Genomic DNA, 17,847 nt, shown 5'->3' on the forward strand with positions numbered 1-17,847 from the left:
GGCGTTATTGTAGCTTATGCCATTGCAAGACGACAGTTTCCCCATTGTAAGGGGGGCAATTTTATGAGGGTTCGTTATAATTGCGGCTTTAGTGAAGATTAACCAATAGAGAGAGCTAGTATGCGTCCAAGTGGAAGAGCCGTTGATCAATTACGTCCCCTTAAAATCACTCGAAATTTTACCAAACACGCCGAAGGTTCTGTATTAATTGAATGCGGTGACACCAAAGTCATTTGTACGGCGACGGTTGTGCCGGGTGTGCCGCGCTTTTTGAAAGGCAAAGGTCAAGGATGGATCACGGCAGAGTACGGCATGTTGCCGCGTTCTACTGGCAGTCGTATGGATCGTGAAGCGGCGCGTGGTAAGCAAGGCGGCCGTACGGTTGAAATTCAGCGTTTAATTGGTCGTTCATTGCGTGCGGCAGTGGATTTGAAAAAACTAGGCGAACACACCATCACCATCGATTGTGACGTGATTCAGGCTGACGGCGGCACGCGTACGGCGTCTATCACGGGTGGTTTTGTGGCTTTAGCCGATGCCATGCGTCATCTTGTGGAGAATAAAAAGGTTAAAGAAAACCCGATTGTTTCTCAGATCGCTGCGATTTCAGTGGGAGTTTACAAAGGTACGCCGGTATTGGATCTGGATTACCCAGAAGATTCTAATGCCGAAACCGATATGAACGTCATTATGAATGACAAAGGCGGTTTCATTGAAATTCAAGGCACAGCAGAAGGCGAGGCCTTTGGCGATGAGCATATGATGGGCATGCTGTCGGTGGCGCGTAAGGGCATCGCCGAAATCATTGAGCTTCAACGCGCGGCTCTCTTTGAAAAATAACAGTTGAAAAGTAAGCGCTGATAAACAAGAAACGAAAACAAGGCTGCGATAAATAAGCCTTTGTTAACGTTGAAAAACCTGATCATCGAACTGGATGGTCAGGTTTTTTTTTGGTCTAAAATTTGTCTAAAAAAGAGAGGTTTGGCGTTAATTGTCAGTCATTTTGGGTGTTTTTGCACCTCACATCATGAAACTTCTCTGCGATGATCAGATGACAATAACAATAAAGGAGAAGGCAAGTGAAGAAAATAGTAACCATGGGTATGTCGGCTATGTTGCTGAGCGGTGCTTTGCAGGCGGCTAATTTAGAAGGTGAGTGGCAGTTGCAAAATGCGGCCAATACGCAAGCTAAGCTGGATGAAGCGGTTGAAAATGTGGTGCAAGAAATGAATTTTTTCATCCGAGCGTTGGCAAGACCTGTATTGAAAAAGCAGACACAAATTTGTCAGCAGTGGCTATTGGCTAAACAAGCGGGCGAGTTCTCTTGGCAATGTGATCAAGAAGAGGCCGACATGATCCCTCTGACCGCCAAGGGCGAAGTCTTTAAAACCGATGAAGAAGACATTGAGATTTCCGGCAGTTTTACCGAGAGTGCCCAAGCCATTGTGGTGGTTGTGGAATCAGAGCGAGGTAAACGTACCAATACTTGGCAGCAAGTGTCTGATAACGAGCTAACCTATACGGTTAAGTTAGAATCTGAAAAACTGCCAACACCATTAACTTGGACATTAACTTACCAACGTTAGGTCATGTCTTTATGCTGCGCAAAATGAATCGTTAGAGCAGAGATTGAAATGGCTTAATACAGACTCCGGACAGATACTGAATAGACGCTAATCAGCGTCTATTCAGATAACAATAAAAAGGAGTTTGATATGAAACCTTTATGGTCTCTACTGGCCTTGTCCATCGGACTAAATGCTTGGGCCGCCGCCCCTATTATCCCTGCTGAGCCTGCTAGCTATGATGATTTCCCCTATAGTCGTGTGGTCATCGATGGGATGGAAAGCTTGGATGCAAAGCGGCTGCGTCGTTCGCTCAATACTGTGTTCAATGTCACCTATGCCCACAAATCTGGAAGAGATTTAAAGTTACATATTATTCGTCCAGTACTTCGAGAGGCATTGGGAGAGAAAGCGTCTACAACGACTTTCCCTATTATTGTCTACGTCCAAGGCTCGGCTTGGTTTAAGCAGGATTTGGGGCTGAGTATGGCGCAGTTATCGCGCTTTGCAGAGAGAGGATATGTGGTCGCTATGGTGGAATATAGACCTTCACCAGTGGCGCCTTTTCCTGCTCAGGTAGAGGATACGAAGTCCGCTATTCATTTCATTACTGAGCATGCCGAGGAATATTATGGTGATGCGAATAACATCATAGTCTGGGGGGATTCTTCTGGAGGCCATACGGCAGCAATGGTGGGGGCAACACTGGATACTCGGGATTTTGATGACGTATCGAAATCGGCCATTAAATTAAAAGCTGTGATTGATTACTATGGCCCGACGGCGCTTGATCAAATGAACGAAGAGCCTTCTACCTATGATCATATACAAGCGAACTCCCCTGAAGGGATGTTATTGGGTGGTGTCAATGTACTGAACAATCGAGATAAGGCAAAGCTTGCTAGCCCAATGCATTACATCTCGGCCAACGAAGACATGCCGCCTTTTTTAATTCTTCATGGCGATAAGGATCGACTGGTACCGTTTGGGCAAAGTGTCAAACTGTTTGCTCGACTGCAACAGGATGGACATCAAGCTAGGCTAATTCGGTTACATGGCGCTGATCATGGAAGGGCACCCTTTTGGCAAGATGAAGTGTTAAATATAGTCGATCAATTCATCCGAAAAGCATTAGCTGCTGGGCCAAGAGGAGCACAGGGTTAATAATCTTGGTGGCAAAAAAAAGCCCTGAGCTTAACAGTCAGGGCTTTTTTATAACATGTTATTGATTGGATTAGCGCTTAACCGCACCGTTTGGTGCGAAGTCTGCAACATCAAGAGGCGTGTTGTTTTGCACGTATTCCACTAAGACATCCGCGTCAACGTAACCTGAGTTCACGTAGTTAGCGTGGTCGATGACTTTAGGGTAACCGTCGCCGCCTGTCGCAACATAGCTGTTGATCGCGATACGGTAGCTCTTAGCAGAGTCTAATGGCTGACCGTTCACCATGATGTTAGTCGCTTTACCGTCTTTCAATGTCAGTGCAACACCGTCAAATTGACCGAAAGCACCTGTACCAGCTTGTTTGCTTGCAACAGCAGATAAGTAGTCAGTCAATTCGGCTGCGGTAAGGTCAACATAAGAAACAGCGTTACCGAAAGGCTGTACTTTTAGGACGCTCTTGTAAGTAATCACGCCAGCTTCCATGTCATCACGGATACCACCAGAGTTCATGATACCAATATCAGCGTTCACTTTTTCTTTCATGGCGCGTGAAATCAAGTTACCTAGGTTGGTTTCTTGGTTACGAACTACGCCACGTTCACCGATGAAATCACCATTAGAGAAGCCAATCTCAACGTTTAGCTCTTCCTGACCTTTTTCTTGGAAAGGCGTCAACATGGCTAGCATTTCTGGGTCTTGAGCAATTTCTTCTTCGATGAAGACGCGTTCTGTTTTACCTTCCGCGTTTTTCACTTTTTTCTTCAAGTTAACTGGGATTAGGCGGTATTCAGACCATACGATGTCACCGTTTTTGAAGACAAAGTCTAGACGGCCAACGTATTTACCCCATTCGTGGGCTTGTAGGATCAATGTGCCGTTTTGCTCATCTGGTTCGAACAGTGGGTTTTGAGAGTGACCACCCACAACCACGTCAATGCCTGGTACGGTACGAGCAAGTGTCACATCACCTGGTGCGTTGCCACCGTAGTTACCATTGTTGTAGTGACCCATGTGCGTCACTGCAATGACGATGTCGGCTTTTTTGCGCAGTTCAGGAACCAATTTTGCAGCCACTTTGATAGGTGATTCGATCTTGATGCCTTCTAGGTACTCAGGATTACCCAGTTTAACGGTGTCGTCTGTGGTGAGACCCATTACCGCTACTTTTAGGTCATTTACTTGGAAAATTTTGTAAGCGTCGAATAAAGGCTCACCGGTTTCAGCGTCTGTGATGTTCGCCGATAGGAATGGGAAACCAGCCCATTCTTGTTGTTGCTTCAGTACGGAAAGTGGGTTATCAAATTCGTGGTTACCCAATGCCATAGCATCGTACTTCAGCATGTTCATGCCGCGGAAATCTGGCTCAGCGTCTTGTAGGTCAGACTCAGGAACACCAGTATTAATGTCACCGCCAGATAACAATAGAGAATTGCCATCGTCCAGTGCCACTTCTTCACGAATGTTATCGATCAGAGTTTTACGAGCAGCCATACCGTATTCGCCACGGCTACTTTGCCAGAAACGACCGTGATGGTCATTGGTGTGCAAAATGGTCACTCGATATTCTTTATCTTCCTGCCAATCGGGTTGTGTTGGGCCCATCATTGAACAGCCTGCAATGGCTAGTACAACACTGGAGACCGCAATATGCGTAACAAAACGCTTCGTTGATTTCATGCTGTGATTCCTTGAATGTGATACTTGGATTGGTTGAACAAACATATTAATCGAGTGCATTTTTGTAATAGCACTTCTGATCAATTATTACAGAAATGTATCTCATATTTGTGACAAGTTCGAGGGATTAAGGAAAAAAACTGACCATTTGTGCAAAATTTAATCATGAATGTAAAAAAGCCCATACAAAACGTTGCGGTTCTGTATGGGCTTAAACGTTAAATATTGTATCGTTAATGACGCAATATTATATGTCTAGACGTTGACCTGAGGCTTGATCAAAGACCACGGCTTTAGAGGTGTCAAACATCATTTCGATTACCGATCCTGGTGCTGCAGGATAAGCAGGGTTAGAGCGGCAGTTGATTTCAGCGTCGTTGACGCGTGTGATGATCATGGTGTCAGCACCCATAGGCTCGGTGACTTCTACCTTAATGTCTGTGGTTGTAACGAAGTCTTGACCCACTTTGTGAGGCTGAGGCTCGGTAATCATTTCAGGACGCAAACCCAGTAATACGGTTTGGCCAATGTGATTTGCTAGGGCTTCAGGTTTCGGGAACGGCAAGGTTACTGTTGAATTGGTTGCCAATTCCAACATAGGATTGCCATCTTGAGAAACCACTTTAGCAGGAATGAAGTTCATCGCTGGAGAGCCCATGAAACCGGCAACAAATAGGTTCGCTGGGTTGTCGTAGATTTCCTGTGGTGTGCCCAATTGTTGTACTTCACCGTCTTTCATGACCGCAATACGGTCAGCCAAAGTCATGGCTTCGATCTGATCGTGAGTTACGTAAACAATGGTGGTGCCCAGTTTTTGGTGCAGCTTTTTAATTTCCGTACGCATTTCCACACGTAGCTTAGCGTCCAAGTTGGATAACGGCTCATCAAACAAGTAAAGCTGAGGACGACGTGCTAACGCGCGACCCATGGCAACACGTTGACGCTGACCACCAGATAGTTGCGCTGGCTTACGGTTTAACAGATGGCTGATCTGTAGTAGTTCTGCCACTCGTTGTACTTCTACTTCGCGCTCTTCTTTTGGCACTTTGCGCATTTCCAAACCGAAGGAAATGTTTTGTGCAACGGTCATATTTGGGTACAAAGCGTAGGATTGGAACACCATGGCGATGTCACGATCTTTCGGACTGGTGTAGGTAACGTCGTTGTCGGCGATTAAAATACGACCTTCCGATACGTCTTCTAGACCAGCAATGGAGTTCATCAGCGTCGATTTACCACAGCCCGATGGTCCAACTAGGATCAGAAACTCACCGGCTTCGATGGCGATATTGATGCCTTTCAATACTTCCGTCGTGCCGTAGCGCTTTTTAACATTATCAATGACTAAGTTTGCCATGTTATTACTCCAAAATTTTGTATTCCCTAAGCGGTTTGTTGCGCTTAGGAAGTGCGGAACGGTATAGGCTTAGCCTTTTACTGCACCGGCTGTTAAACCACGGACGAAGTATTTGCCTGCTAGCACGTACACAGCCAGAGTTGGTAGGGCTGCGATAATGGCGGCGGCCATGTCCACGTTATATTCTTTACCACCGAAACTGGTATTGACTAGGTTGTTCAAGGCCACGGTTACCGGTTGAGTATCAAAGCCAGAGAAAGCCACGCCAAACAGGAAGTCGTTCCAAATTTGTGTGAACTGCCAAATGACAGTTACCACAATGATGGGGGTCGATAATGGCAAGATGATGCGGTAGAAAATAGTAAAGAAGCCTGCGCCATCAAGACGGGCTGCTTTCACCAATTCGCCTGGAATCGCTTGGTAGAAGTTACGGAAGAACAAGGTCGTGAAGGCGACACCGTAAACCACGTGAACGAACACCAAACCTGTGGTGGTATTGGCAATGCCTAACCAACCAAGAGTACGAGCCATCGGCAGTAGGATTACTTGGAAAGGAATGAAACAACCGACCAACAGTGCAGCGAAGAATAAATCACTGCCTCGGAACTTCCATAAGGAAATAACATAACCATTGATGGCACCCAGTAAGGTTGAAATTAATACCGCTGGAATAACGATTTGGAAAGAGTTTAAAAAGTAAGGTGAAATCCCGCCACAGTTATTGCCGGTGCAGGCTTCGCCCCATGCTTTGCTCCAAGCGCTTAAATCTAAAGTGCTTGGTAAAGACAACAAGGTGCCAGTACGAATCTCTTCCACGTCTTTAAGTGAGGTTAATAACATCACCAAGAATGGCATTAGATAAACCGCTGCCATGATCAGTAGAACCGTATACAGGGCAACACGCAGCGCCTTTTCTACCCAGGTAGTTTGGCGGCCAATAGATGCTTTACTCATGGCGTTCACCTCGTAATTCTGAGTACAGGTATGGAATCAAAATGGCTAATACACAGCCGAGCATTACCATGGCAGAGGCCGAACCTAGACCAATTTGGCTACGGGTAAAGGTGTGGGCGTACATGAAGTTAGCCGGTAGGTCTGAAGAATAGCCCGGACCACCGTTGGTTAAAGCGGCAACCAAGTCGAAACTCTTGATAGCAATGTGAGACAAGATCACCATGGCACTGAAGAAAACAGGCTTCAATGACGGCAAAATAATACGACGGTATGTGGTAAAGGTGCTGGCTCCGTCTAGGTGTGCAGCTTTAATTAAATCGCCATCCACGCCACGTAAACCGGCTAGGAATAAGGCCATTACAAAGCCTGACGCTTGCCATACGGCGGCAATAACCAAACAGTAAACCACCATGTCTGGGTTGATTAGCCAGTCGAATTTAAAGTTCTCAAAGCCTAAGTCGACCATGAGTTTTTCAAAACCGTTGGTTGGGTTAAGCAACCACTTCCAAGCGGTACCTGTGACGATGAATGAAATCGCCATAGGGTATAGGTAGATGGTACGAATCGCCCCTTCGGCACGAATCTTTTGATCTAAGAAAATCGCTAATACCACACCAAGGAACAGGCAGATCAGGATGAAAAGTCCGCCAAAAATACCCAGGTTGGTCAGTGCAACGATCCAGCGGTCGTTGTTGAATAAACGCTCATATTGATCCACGCCAACAAATTTATAGCTGGGTAACATACGAGAGTTGGTAAAAGACAGAACGGCTGTCCAAATCATATAGCCGTAAATGCACACTAGTGTCACGACTACGGTTGGTGCCATAACAATTTTTGGCATCCAATCAGCCAAGCTAAGGCGTGCAGGACGTCCTGACTGAGTCTTTTGGGACCCAGAATTGGCAGCTTTTGTATTCATAATTGATGCTTCACTACAGAGAAGAAACGAAGAGGCTGGCTTGAGGGCCAGCCTCGTTTACTTATTGCAAGACAGGCTTGCGAATAGGTGCTTACATGCTGGCTTTGATTGCACGAGCTAGCTTGTCTACGGCTTCTTCAGATGTCATAGAGTCATCGTTGAAGAAGTTAGTCACGACGTCAAAGATAGCGCCCTGAACCATAGAGTTTACTGCCATGCCATGCGCCATACTTGGTACAAGGTTGCCTGTTGTTGAACTGGCTAGGAAAGAATCCATTGCAGAGTGCGCGCAAGTATCAAACTTATCACGAGGCATGTTCAAGCGTGTTGGGATAGAACCCTTGTTCAAGTTAAAGGTTTCTTGGAACTTAGGCTCAAGAATCAAACGAGCAAGGTCTTTTTGTGCGACTTGCTGTTCTTTACCGTCAACTTTAAACATCGCTAGAGAGTCGATGTTGAAGGTGAACGCATCGCTTGTACCTGGTGCAGGGTAGCAAACATAGTCGATACCGGCTTTTTTGCCCGCCGCAGTGAATTCACCTTTGGCCCAGTCACCCATGATTTGCATTGCTGCTTCACCATTGATCACCATAGACGTAGCGATGTTCCAGTCGCGACCAGAGAAACCTGTGTCAACGAATTCACGCATTTGTTTGAATGTGCTGAATACGTCGATCATGTCTTGGCTGCGTAGGGTTTTGTCAGATAGACCAATGAACGCGCTGTTGTAGAACTTAGAGCCTTTAGACAGTGCAATGGCTTCGAACAAAGTCGCGTCTTGCCAAGCTTGACCACCGTGAGCTAATGGTGTGAAACCAGCGGCTTTGATTTTTTTCGCTTCAGTGATGAATTGATCCCAAGTAGTTGGGATAGAAGCGCCGGCTTTACGGAATACTTCAGGGTTCGCCCACATCCAGTTTACACGGTGAACGTTTACTGGTGCGGCAACGTAGTGACCATCGTACTTCATGACTTCGCTGACAACACCAGGCAGGATGACATCCCAATCGCCTGCTTCAGCAACATCGTCAAGGTTGGTTAGGAAACCTAGATCGCCCCATTCTTGAATAGTAGGGCCTTTGATTTGAGCGGCAGAAGGTGGGTTGCCAGCAATGGCGCGAGATTTTAGAACTGTCATGGCCGACTCACCGCCACCACCTGCGACTGCAAAGTCTTTCCAAGTGTGACCAGCGTCAACCATTTCGTCTTTAAGAACGTTGATGGCTGCGGCTTCACCGCCTGATGTCCACCAGTGAAGAACTTCCACTTCACCAGCTTGGCTTTGTGCCGCCGCTAATGAAAGTGCAACAGATGTTAATCCTAAGGCAATTTTTTTCATGATAGAAACCTTTGTTATTGTTATTTCATCTTGTCAAATGCGCGTTGGCTTTGACTATGTTTGATTATTCTTATTTCGTACAAGTTTACTGAAAGTCAGCTTAAGCCTTTATACGAGTTAGTGAATTTAGCAAAGTAAGTCAAGGGAAGGGGTAAAGTAGAGCAACCTAATGTAACAAAGTCTTGCAAGACTGAGGATTAACTATGATTTTCTAGTGGCGAGGCAGCCAAACTTTGGCTTCTAAACCTTGCACTGGTTGGTTGCTCAAGGTGACTTCACCGCCGTGAGCGCGTGCGATATTTCGCGCAATACTCAAGCCTAAGCCCATACCGGTGGGGTGGCCATTGTGTTCATCAATAAGACGAGTATAGGGTTGAAAGACCTTGTCGATTTTGTCGATTGGAATGCCTGGGCCTTGGTCGCAAATACGAATGCAAACGCCTTCTTCATCGTCTTCTATGTGAATGGTGGCACGTTTACCATAGTACAAAGCGTTATCGACCAAGTTGCCTAAGCAACGTTTAATGGCCAAAGGTTTGCCAATATAAGGGTGTTTTAATTCTCCTTTGAGAATGATTTTAATGCTGTGTAAATTGGCCGTTACCTGCATGTCTTTGAGCATGCGGCTAATGTCGACTTCGACACGATTTTCATGAATATCTGTCTCTTTTACGCTTTGTAATGCGCCTTTTACCAGCATGTCCAAATCTTCTAGGTCACGGATCATGGCATCGCGAATGTCATCTTCGTCGAGCATTTCTGCCCGTAATCGTAATCGAGTAATAGGGGTTTTTAAATCGTGGGAAATGGCAGCGAACAGCCTTTCTCTGTCATTTAAATAACGTTGAATTCGACGTTGCATATCATTAAAGGCTTTGGCGGTATTTCGGACTTCGACGCTGCCATTTTCTTTCATCGGGCGCCAATCACCTTGCCCGAAACGTTCTGCCGCTCTGGCCAGTGTCGCCAAGGGTCTGGTCACACGTCTTAGAATAACAATGCTCAATAACAGCACGGTAATAACCGACATGGCCATGGAAAAGAGTCGGTCACCACTGACTGCTGTGGTGTCATCTAAAAAGTAAGGGTCAGGCATTAAGCTGGCAAGATAGAGCCAATCTTTCTCGTTAATGGGGATCTGAATCACAATAATCGGTGGAGTGAGTGGTTTCACAAGCAAACTATGATGTCCCCAACGCTCCGGCAAGTCCATCAAACGGGTCTGGTTATTGATGACATGTAAGTCACTGGGGCTAGAAAAAGCGATTTTGGCGTTATGAATACCAAGTTGCTTCACCAGAGTGTCATTCACTTCCTGTTTTACAACGTCTTTTAACGGAGACGGTTCCAAAGGGTTGATAAGGATCTCTTCTTTGTTGAGAGTAACAAAAAAGCGGGTGCCGCCCATGTCTTGTAATTGGTCTATGACAATGTGGCGATAGTTGGTTGGCAATGAGGTGAAATAGCTGACTGTCGCTGCAATACGAAACGCCATATGTTTAGAGACTTCGCGTACGTTTTGTTCGGTATCTGATTCCAACTGTCGTAGCCAGAAAGTCGAGCTAATAAATTGCGCGCTCGCCACCCCTAACGCCATGATGATAAGGATCTGTCCTGTTAAAGACTGAGACCAGCGCTTTAGTCGTTTGGACAAGAGAGGAGAGGCGTTAGTTGACATGATCGAGGGCGTTGACCGAAGCGGTTAATATATAGCCCTGGCCGCGAACGGTTTTGATTAATTGTGGGTGACGAGCGTCTTCCCTTAGTCTATGACGTAAGCGACTAACATGCACATCGATAAAACGATCAAGAGGCGTACTGTCTCGTCCGCGAGTATTTTCGGCAATGTGCTCTCGGGTAAGTACTTCGCCTGGGTTTTTCAAAAACAACATAAGTAGGTTGTAGTCGGCCCCTGAGAGGGATTCTTTTTCATCAGCGTAATGAAGCTCGCGAGATAAAGTGTCGAGGGTGAAATCGGCGAAATGATAAAAGCGATGCGCTTCGTTCGCATGATGGTGTTCACTGACTTCGATTTGCTCCATGCGACGTAAAATGGCTTTCATTCTCGCCAGTAGCTCACGAGGATTAAAAGGTTTAGCCAGATAATCGTCCGCACCAATTTCGAGACCAATAATACGGTCCATTTCATCGGAATTGGCCGTCAACATAATCACAGGGACTTGTGATTGCTCTCGTAGTCCGCGACAGACAGAAAAGCCGTCCTGGCCAGGTAACATGATGTCTAAAATGACCAGGTCTATGTGTTGGTTCGGATCAAAGTCCGCCAAAAAGGCTTCCCCCGACTCGGCGGTGAAAACCGTAAACTGATGCTTTTCTAAATAGGATTTGAGCAGGGTGCGAATCTCGTCATCATCGTCTACCACATAGATATGTTTGGCTTTGGTCATACTTTTGCTCAGTTACTCGCGGACAAGTTAAATTGTAATTGTTATCGGCTTCGAGTCTAGCAAGAAAGTACCATTGAACCAATTGGCTAAAGAGGGTTTGCCGTTCTGGAATTTAAATAAATTAAATTGATTTAATTTCTTCCCACCTGCATAATTTTTCGACTAATCTTACCCTTGTTTATGAAATTTAAGAGATAAAGACAATGACAACAAAAGTGATGGCGTTCGGTGAAGCCCTGATTGACTTCCTATCTAATGGTGCAACTAAAGCCGGTGAATTAGAGTCTTTCACCAAATTTCCGGGCGGCGCTCCGGCCAATGTGGCGGTTGCTGTCGCGCGTTTAGGCGGTAACAGTCACTTTGTTGGTCAAGTTGGTGATGACGCCTTCGGTCACTTTTTAAAAGCGTCACTAGAAGATTATGGTGTTGAAACCAGTAAAATGCTGATGACTCAAGAAGCGAAAACCGCTTTAGCCTTTGTGAGTTTGGATGACACTGGGGAGCGCAGTTTTGAATTCTATCGCAGCCCGTCAGCGGACATCTTGTTCCGTGAGAAAGACTTTGATGCGAGTTGGTTTGCCGATGCTAAAGGGGTATTCCATACCTGTTCGAACACCTTAACTGATGCTGATATTACTAAAGCTACCTTGGCTGGTATCAAGATGGCGAAACAGGCTAATTGGATTGTCAGCATCGATGTGAATTTGCGTACTAACTTATGGCCGAATGGTCAGGTTGATACGCAACGAGTGATTGATTGGATGCAGTCGGCGGATGTCGTCAAAGCCAGTTTGGAAGAACTGGCGGTTATGGCTGAAGATCCTTTTGCGTTAATTGATGAGTCTTTAAACGCTGGAGTCACCTTATTTGTATTAACAGATGGTGGCAACCCAATTCGCTTCTACACTAAAGGTCAAGCAGAAGGCACAGTCACCACGCCTAAAGTGGAGGTGAAAGACACGACGGCGGCGGGTGATGCATTTGTTGGCGGCTTGTTGTACCAATTGGCTGAGCAGGGTGGTGATCGTCAAGCTTTGGCGAATTTGTCGCAACAAGACCTGCATAACGTGATCCGTTTTGCGGCAGCCTGTGGTGCGGATTCTGTGACGAAGTTGGGTGCGTACCCATCGTTGCCCAACTTGGCGCAAGCGGAAGCGCAACTGAAGCAGTTCTAATGCCGCTGTTTGACCGTGCAATTCGGTTTTTGAGTTAAACGGTTAAGAATAAATTCAGTGTGTTCAGAATTCTATTAAGAGCGTGGCTTGGCCACGCTTTTTTTGTGCCTGTTGGACAGCGTACTAAAACCAAGAAATGTTAGAAAAAATGACCACTTATTCGATTTTACAGGACGTTGAGTGTCTAAAATCTCCCCAAAAAAACCACTCTGTTGTATTTTTGTACAAAAAGTGAAATGAAATATTGCTCGCTTTTTTACCAAAACATACTAAATTGAAAATAGAATTAAGATAATATTAAGGATATCGGAAGCTTGAAGCTGGGGCTTTGATTGTTAATAATCAAAAACCTTCTTAATCCTTATAGAAGAAGTGAGAACCTTGTTTCGACTCATGATAATAACAAACAAAGGCAAGCTTAGGGTTTCCTTAGCGAGTCTGTAAGGAGCAATGATGAAAAAATCCATTCTGTCTATGGCAGTTGCCATGACTCTTTCCGCGACCTCTGCATCTGCAGCCGATCTTGTTTTCAAGCCTGGCGAAGACTCTCGTTTCCATTGGGAAAATTACGAAGCGTTGAAATCGACAGATTTGTCCGGTGAAACCATTTCTGTATTCGGTCCTTGGATGGGCGATGAGAAAGCCAACTTCGATCGCGTAATTGCGTATTTTGAAGAAGCAACAGGCGCTAAAGTAAGTTACGCGGGTTCCGACTCTTTCGAGCAGCAGATTGTTATTGATGCTCAAGCGGGCAGTGCACCAAACGTTTCCGTCTTTCCTCAGCCAGGTTTAGCGGCTGATTTAGCGGCGAAAGGCTTTCTGACGCCACTAAACGATAACGTTAAAGAGGCCGTAGCGAAAGATTACGCTGCGGGTCAATCTTGGGTTGATTTGGCGACCTTTGAAAATGGTCAAGGCAAAGATGAATTCTACGGTGTTTTCTACCGTGCGGATTTAAAATCTTTGGTTTGGTATTCGCCTGATAACTTCGCTGACGCGGGTTATGACATCCCAGAAACCATGGAAGAATTAAAAGCACTGACCAAAGAAATCGTCGCTGACGGTGGTACGCCTTGGTGTATTGGTCTGGGTTCTGGTGCGGCGACAGGTTGGCCAGCAACAGACTGGGTAGAAGATTTGTTACTTCGTACTCAACCAGCGTCTGTGTATGATCAATGGGTTACCAATGAGGTGAAATTTGATGATCCACGTATTGTGGGTGCCATCGAAGAGTTTGGTTGGTTCGCGCGCAATGATGAATACGTTGATGGTGGTGCCGGTGCGGTGTCTTCGACTGACTTCCGTGACAGCCCAAAAGGCTTGTTCCAGTCGCCGCCAAAATGTTACATGCACCGTCAAGCGTCTTTCATTCCAGCGTTCTTCCCAGAAGGAACAGAGCTTGGTTTGGATGCTGACTTCTTTTACTTCCCATCTTATGAGTCGAAAGGCCTAGGTAATCCAGTATTGGGTGCCGGTACTTTGGTGAGTATTACCAATGACTCTAAAGGTGCTCGTGCGTTTATTGATTTCATCCGTTCGCCTATTGCTCACGAGTTGTGGATGGCACAAACCGGTTTCTTGTCGGCTCACTTGGGTGCTAACCCAGAGCTGTACTCAAGCGACGCGGCGCGTAAGCAGGGTGAAATTTTGCGTTACGCTACCACTTTCCGTTTTGATGGCTCTGATTTGATGCCAGGTAAGATCGGTGCGGGTTCTTTCTGGACTGGCATGGTCGACTACACTGGCGGTAAAGAGGCTGAAGAAGTTGCGAAAGACATTCAGAAAACCTGGGATGCGTTGAAGTAATCCCTTTTGTTAAGCCCCCAAGTAATCTTGTTTGCTTGGGGGCTTTTTGTAATTTATTTGCCAGATAAAAGATGAAGGACGTGAGTCCTGTTCATCGTAAATGTACCTTGGAGATGTTATGGCCCAGCTCGCTTCTGCACTAGCGATTATGATAATGGGTGTATTGGGATGCGCTGCCTATTTTTACGGATCTAATTTTTTATTAGATAAACTATTTCCGACTAAAGACCGACCTTATGAGCAGATTGCGCGAAATTTGCGTACTGCGAATATGGTTCGCCCTTGGTTGTTTTTAGGCCCTGCTGTTCTACTGCTAACCTTTTATTTATTCTATCCTGTGATCGATTCTTTCCGTCTGTCTTTCTTTGACCGAACGGGCGATGAGTTCGTTGGCCTTTCCAATTACGTTTGGTTGTTTGGCAGTGATGAGTTCTTTGAGTCGTTCCGCAATAACATGTTGTGGTTGATTGTTGTGCCGACGGCGGCGACCTTTTTTGGTTTGATTATCGCCACTATGACCGACCGAATTTGGTGGGGCAATATCGCCAAAAGTCTGATCTTTATGCCGATGGCCATTTCTTTCATTGGTGCTTCGGTGATCTGGAAATTTATTTACGATTTCCGCAGCGGTGATGATGCGCAGATTGGTTTATTAAATGCCATTGTGGTGTTTTTTGGTGGTGAGCCGCAAAACTGGATCACCATTCCTTTCTGGAACAACTTTTTCTTAATGATCATCCTCGTTTGGATTCAAACCGGTTTTGCTATGGTCATCTTGTCTGCTGCGTTACGTGGTATTCCTGATGAAACCATTGAAGCAGCGGTATTGGACGGTGCCAACGGCTTGCAAATTTTCTTCAAAATCATGGTGCCGCAGATTTGGGGAACCATTGCCGTGGTTTGGACAACCATTACCATTCTGGTACTAAAAGTATTCGATATCGTGTTGGCTATGACGAATGGTCAGTGGGATACACAAGTATTAGCCAATCAGATGTTTGATTGGATGTTCCGTGGCGGCGGCGATTTCGGCCGTGGCGCGGTTGTTGCAATTGTTATTATGGTGTTGGTAATTCCTATCATGATTTGGAACATTAAGCGTGCAAACGCAGAAATGGAGGGACGTTAATATGGTTGCCTCTTCAAAGCGTACGCCGCTGACTTTTTTAGTACATGCCACTGTGTTGTTTTTGGTGGTGCTGTGGACCATCCCAACAGCAGGTTTGTTTATTTCATCGATTCGCGATAAGGATCAACTTTCGGTATCTGGCTGGTGGACGGCCTTATCAACCTCTGAACAACGTCTTGTGGCAAGGGCTTATGAGCCTAAATCACAAGTACAACAAGGTGATCGCTTTGAGATTCGCGGTAACTTGTTGGAAGGTGGTAACGGTGAGATCGCGCGATTTGGTTTTAGCTCACTAAAGCCTGAAGCTTATGCGGCTGGTGACGTAGCCGAGATGAAAAAAGGCCGCACTTTGCAGGTCAATGCAAATGGCGATTATGTTTTGTCTTCACCGACTGAATGGAAAGGCTCTCGTGGCCAGCGAATTTTCTACACCGCCGAAATCCCACCGCGTTTCACTTTAGATAACTATCGCGAAGTGTTGAGTGCGGAAGGTCTAGGCCAATCTTTCATTAACTCTCTGACGGTGACCATTCCAGCGACCATTATTCCTATTTTGGTGGCGGCGTTTGCGGCTTATGCCTTGGCGTGGATGCGTTTTCCTGGACGTGCCTTGCTGATTGCTGGCGTCGTAGGTTTACTGGTTGTGCCGTTACAGATGTCATTGATTCCGTTGCTTAAGAGTTACAACTTGATTGGCGAATTTTTTGGGGTAGGTTCAAAAACCTATGTGGGGATTTGGCTTGCACATACAGGATTTGGCTTACCGCTGGCGATTTATCTACTGCGTAATTACATCTCGGGTTTGCCGGGCGAAATTATTGAATCGGCACGTGTCGATGGGGCCTCTGACTTTGATATTTTCCGCAAAATCATTTTGCCTTTGTCTTTCCCTGCGTTGGCGTCTTTTGCCATCTTCCAATTCCTTTGGGTATGGAATGATTTGCTCATTGCCATGGTGTTCTTGGGCAATAATCAGGAGCATTTGGTACTGACTGGGCAGTTACGTGAGCTCTTGGGTTCTCGTGGCGGTAACTGGGAGATTCTGACGGCGTCTGCCTTTATCACCATTATTATTCCGTTATTGGTCTTCTTTAGCTTACAGCGCTATTTAGTGCGCGGTTTGCTGGCAGGCTCTGTGAAATAAAACCACCTAGGCGAGTGGGTTGAGCCAAGCTCCCCACTCAAGGTAAGCATTTAGATTGAGGCATTTAAATCATGGCTGATGTTAAGTTAACCCATGTAAAGAAAATTTATTCAAATAAAGTTGAAGTCCTAAAAGACATCAACTTGGACATCAAGCAAGGTGAGTTCATTGTGTTTGTTGGTCCATCAGGCTGTGGTAAGTCTACCCTATTGCGCATGATCTCTGGTCTGGAAGATATTTCGGCTGGTACGTTGGAGATCGACGGTCAGGTAGTGAACGACATTCCACCTGCTTTGCGTGGCATTGCCATGGTATTCCAGAGCTACGCTTTGTACCCGCACATGACAGTGTATGACAACATGGCATTCAGCTTGCAAATTGCTAAAACCAGCAAGGAAGACATTGACCAGCAAGTACGTAAAGCTGCTGATATGTTGCAATTGACCCCTTACCTTGACCGTTTGCCAAAAGCTTTATCAGGTGGCCAACGTCAGCGTGTGGCCATTGGTCGTGCGATTGTTCGTCGTCCAAAAGTGTTCTTGTTTGACGAACCTTTGTCTAACTTGGATGCAGCACTTCGTGTCGCAACACGTATGGAAATTGCCAACCTGAAAGAAAGCATGCCGGATTCCACCATGATCTATGTTACCCACGATCAGGTAGAAGCCATGACATTGGCAGATCGAATCGTGCTGTTGTCAGCCGGTAATATCGAGCAAGTCGGCTCACCGCTTGAGCTTTATGAACACCCTGCAAATGTTTTTGTAGCGAAATTTATCGGTTCTCCGGCAATGAATATTTTGCCGTGTCGAATCGAAAAAACGGGCGAGCAAACCGAAGTGTCTTTGTCGGCGAAAATGTCAGTGACTGCGCCAATTACCACTGACGCAAGCGAGCAATCCAAAGCGGCGTTCTTTGGTATTCGTCCTGAAGATCTGAGTGTGGTGGCGAGCGAAGAAGAAGGCATCTTGTCTGGGACAGTGTCTTTTATCGAATCTCTTGGTGAAGCGACCCTATTGTACGTGCAGGTGCCAGGTTGTGAAGACATGGTGATTGCGAAAGAGTCGGGTACTTTGAGTATCCAACGTGGTGAACAGGTTCATTTGTCGACTTCACCAGAGAAAATGCATTTATTTGACGATAACGAACTGTCTTATCGTCGTTAATTTTATAGGTCTTATTGTTGATTGGGATAAGGCGCTGCCT

At 45.9% G+C, this 17,847-nt stretch carries 15 protein-coding genes; 8 read left to right on the forward strand and 7 right to left on the reverse strand.

Features of this window, described 5'->3' with window-relative positions; translation table 11 throughout:
• Window positions 1-120 precede the first annotated feature (120 nt).
• The 3 genes from rph (at window position 121) to DFP76_RS03075 (ending at window position 2,729) form a co-directional block, all read left to right on the forward strand.
• A complete protein-coding gene (gene rph / locus DFP76_RS03065) occupies window positions 121-840 on the forward strand; it encodes a ribonuclease PH (protein WP_113873192.1) in 720 nt (239 codons plus the stop codon).
• A gap of 239 nt (window positions 841-1,079) precedes the next feature.
• Window positions 1,080-1,586 carry a hypothetical protein gene (locus DFP76_RS03070; protein WP_113873193.1) on the forward strand — a complete coding sequence of 169 codons (507 nt, stop codon included), beginning with the start codon at window positions 1,080-1,082 and terminating at the stop codon, window positions 1,584-1,586.
• A 129-nt stretch (window positions 1,587-1,715) separates the two neighbouring features.
• Entirely contained in the window at window positions 1,716-2,729 is a 1,014-nt protein-coding gene (locus DFP76_RS03075; RefSeq protein WP_113873194.1) for an alpha/beta hydrolase, read from the forward strand.
• 70 nt (window positions 2,730-2,799) lie between these two features.
• Here the strand turns inward: DFP76_RS03075 and ushA are convergent, their stop codons facing one another.
• From ushA to DFP76_RS03110, 7 genes are all read right to left on the reverse strand, one after another.
• Window positions 2,800-4,407: a bifunctional UDP-sugar hydrolase/5'-nucleotidase UshA gene (ushA, locus tag DFP76_RS03080; protein ID WP_113873195.1), complete on the reverse strand. Its 1,608-nt coding sequence runs from the start codon at window positions 4,405-4,407 to the stop codon at window positions 2,800-2,802.
• A 247-nt stretch (window positions 4,408-4,654) separates the two neighbouring features.
• A complete protein-coding gene (locus DFP76_RS03085) occupies window positions 4,655-5,764 on the reverse strand; it encodes an ABC transporter ATP-binding protein (RefSeq protein ID WP_113873196.1) in 1,110 nt (369 codons plus the stop codon).
• 69 nt (window positions 5,765-5,833) lie between these two features.
• On the reverse strand, window positions 5,834-6,718 hold the full coding sequence (locus tag DFP76_RS03090) for a carbohydrate ABC transporter permease (protein WP_113873197.1): 885 nt from the start codon (window positions 6,716-6,718) through the stop codon (window positions 5,834-5,836).
• The gene (locus DFP76_RS03095; RefSeq protein ID WP_113873198.1) at window positions 6,711-7,640 is read right to left on the reverse strand and encodes a carbohydrate ABC transporter permease; all 930 of its coding nucleotides are present in this window, start codon (window positions 7,638-7,640) and stop codon (window positions 6,711-6,713) included. The genes DFP76_RS03090 and DFP76_RS03095 overlap by 8 nt, the downstream gene beginning before the upstream one ends.
• Before the next feature lie 91 nt (window positions 7,641-7,731).
• Window positions 7,732-8,979 carry an ABC transporter substrate-binding protein gene (locus DFP76_RS03100; RefSeq protein WP_113873199.1) on the reverse strand — a complete coding sequence of 416 codons (1,248 nt, stop codon included), beginning with the start codon at window positions 8,977-8,979 and terminating at the stop codon, window positions 7,732-7,734.
• Between the two features lie 211 nt (window positions 8,980-9,190).
• A complete protein-coding gene (locus tag DFP76_RS03105; protein ID WP_113873200.1) occupies window positions 9,191-10,657 on the reverse strand; it encodes an ATP-binding protein in 1,467 nt (488 codons plus the stop codon).
• Window positions 10,647-11,387 carry a response regulator gene (locus tag DFP76_RS03110; RefSeq protein ID WP_113873201.1) on the reverse strand — a complete coding sequence of 247 codons (741 nt, stop codon included), beginning with the start codon at window positions 11,385-11,387 and terminating at the stop codon, window positions 10,647-10,649. The genes DFP76_RS03105 and DFP76_RS03110 overlap by 11 nt, the downstream gene beginning before the upstream one ends.
• Before the next feature lie 203 nt (window positions 11,388-11,590).
• On the opposite strand from DFP76_RS03110, the gene DFP76_RS03115 reads away from it, so the two are divergent.
• The 5 genes from DFP76_RS03115 to DFP76_RS03135 all read left to right on the forward strand — a co-directional run bounded on the left by DFP76_RS03115 (window position 11,591) and on the right by DFP76_RS03135 (window position 17,807).
• On the forward strand, window positions 11,591-12,562 hold the full coding sequence (locus DFP76_RS03115; RefSeq protein ID WP_113873202.1) for a carbohydrate kinase family protein: 972 nt from the start codon (window positions 11,591-11,593) through the stop codon (window positions 12,560-12,562).
• 453 nt (window positions 12,563-13,015) lie between these two features.
• On the forward strand, window positions 13,016-14,368 hold the full coding sequence (locus DFP76_RS03120) for an ABC transporter substrate-binding protein (RefSeq protein WP_113873203.1): 1,353 nt from the start codon (window positions 13,016-13,018) through the stop codon (window positions 14,366-14,368).
• Between the two features lie 118 nt (window positions 14,369-14,486).
• The gene (locus tag DFP76_RS03125; RefSeq protein WP_113873204.1) at window positions 14,487-15,497 is read left to right on the forward strand and encodes a carbohydrate ABC transporter permease; all 1,011 of its coding nucleotides are present in this window, start codon (window positions 14,487-14,489) and stop codon (window positions 15,495-15,497) included.
• Between the two features lies 1 nt (window position 15,498).
• The gene (locus tag DFP76_RS03130) at window positions 15,499-16,641 is read left to right on the forward strand and encodes a carbohydrate ABC transporter permease (RefSeq protein ID WP_113873205.1); all 1,143 of its coding nucleotides are present in this window, start codon (window positions 15,499-15,501) and stop codon (window positions 16,639-16,641) included.
• A 71-nt stretch (window positions 16,642-16,712) separates the two neighbouring features.
• A complete protein-coding gene (locus tag DFP76_RS03135) occupies window positions 16,713-17,807 on the forward strand; it encodes an ABC transporter ATP-binding protein (protein ID WP_113873206.1) in 1,095 nt (364 codons plus the stop codon).
• The last annotated feature ends 40 nt before the right edge of the window (window positions 17,808-17,847 follow it).

Source organism: Marinomonas aquiplantarum (assembly GCF_003314975.1).
In the GTDB taxonomy this organism is placed as follows: Bacteria; Pseudomonadota; Gammaproteobacteria; order Pseudomonadales; family Marinomonadaceae; genus Marinomonas; species Marinomonas aquiplantarum.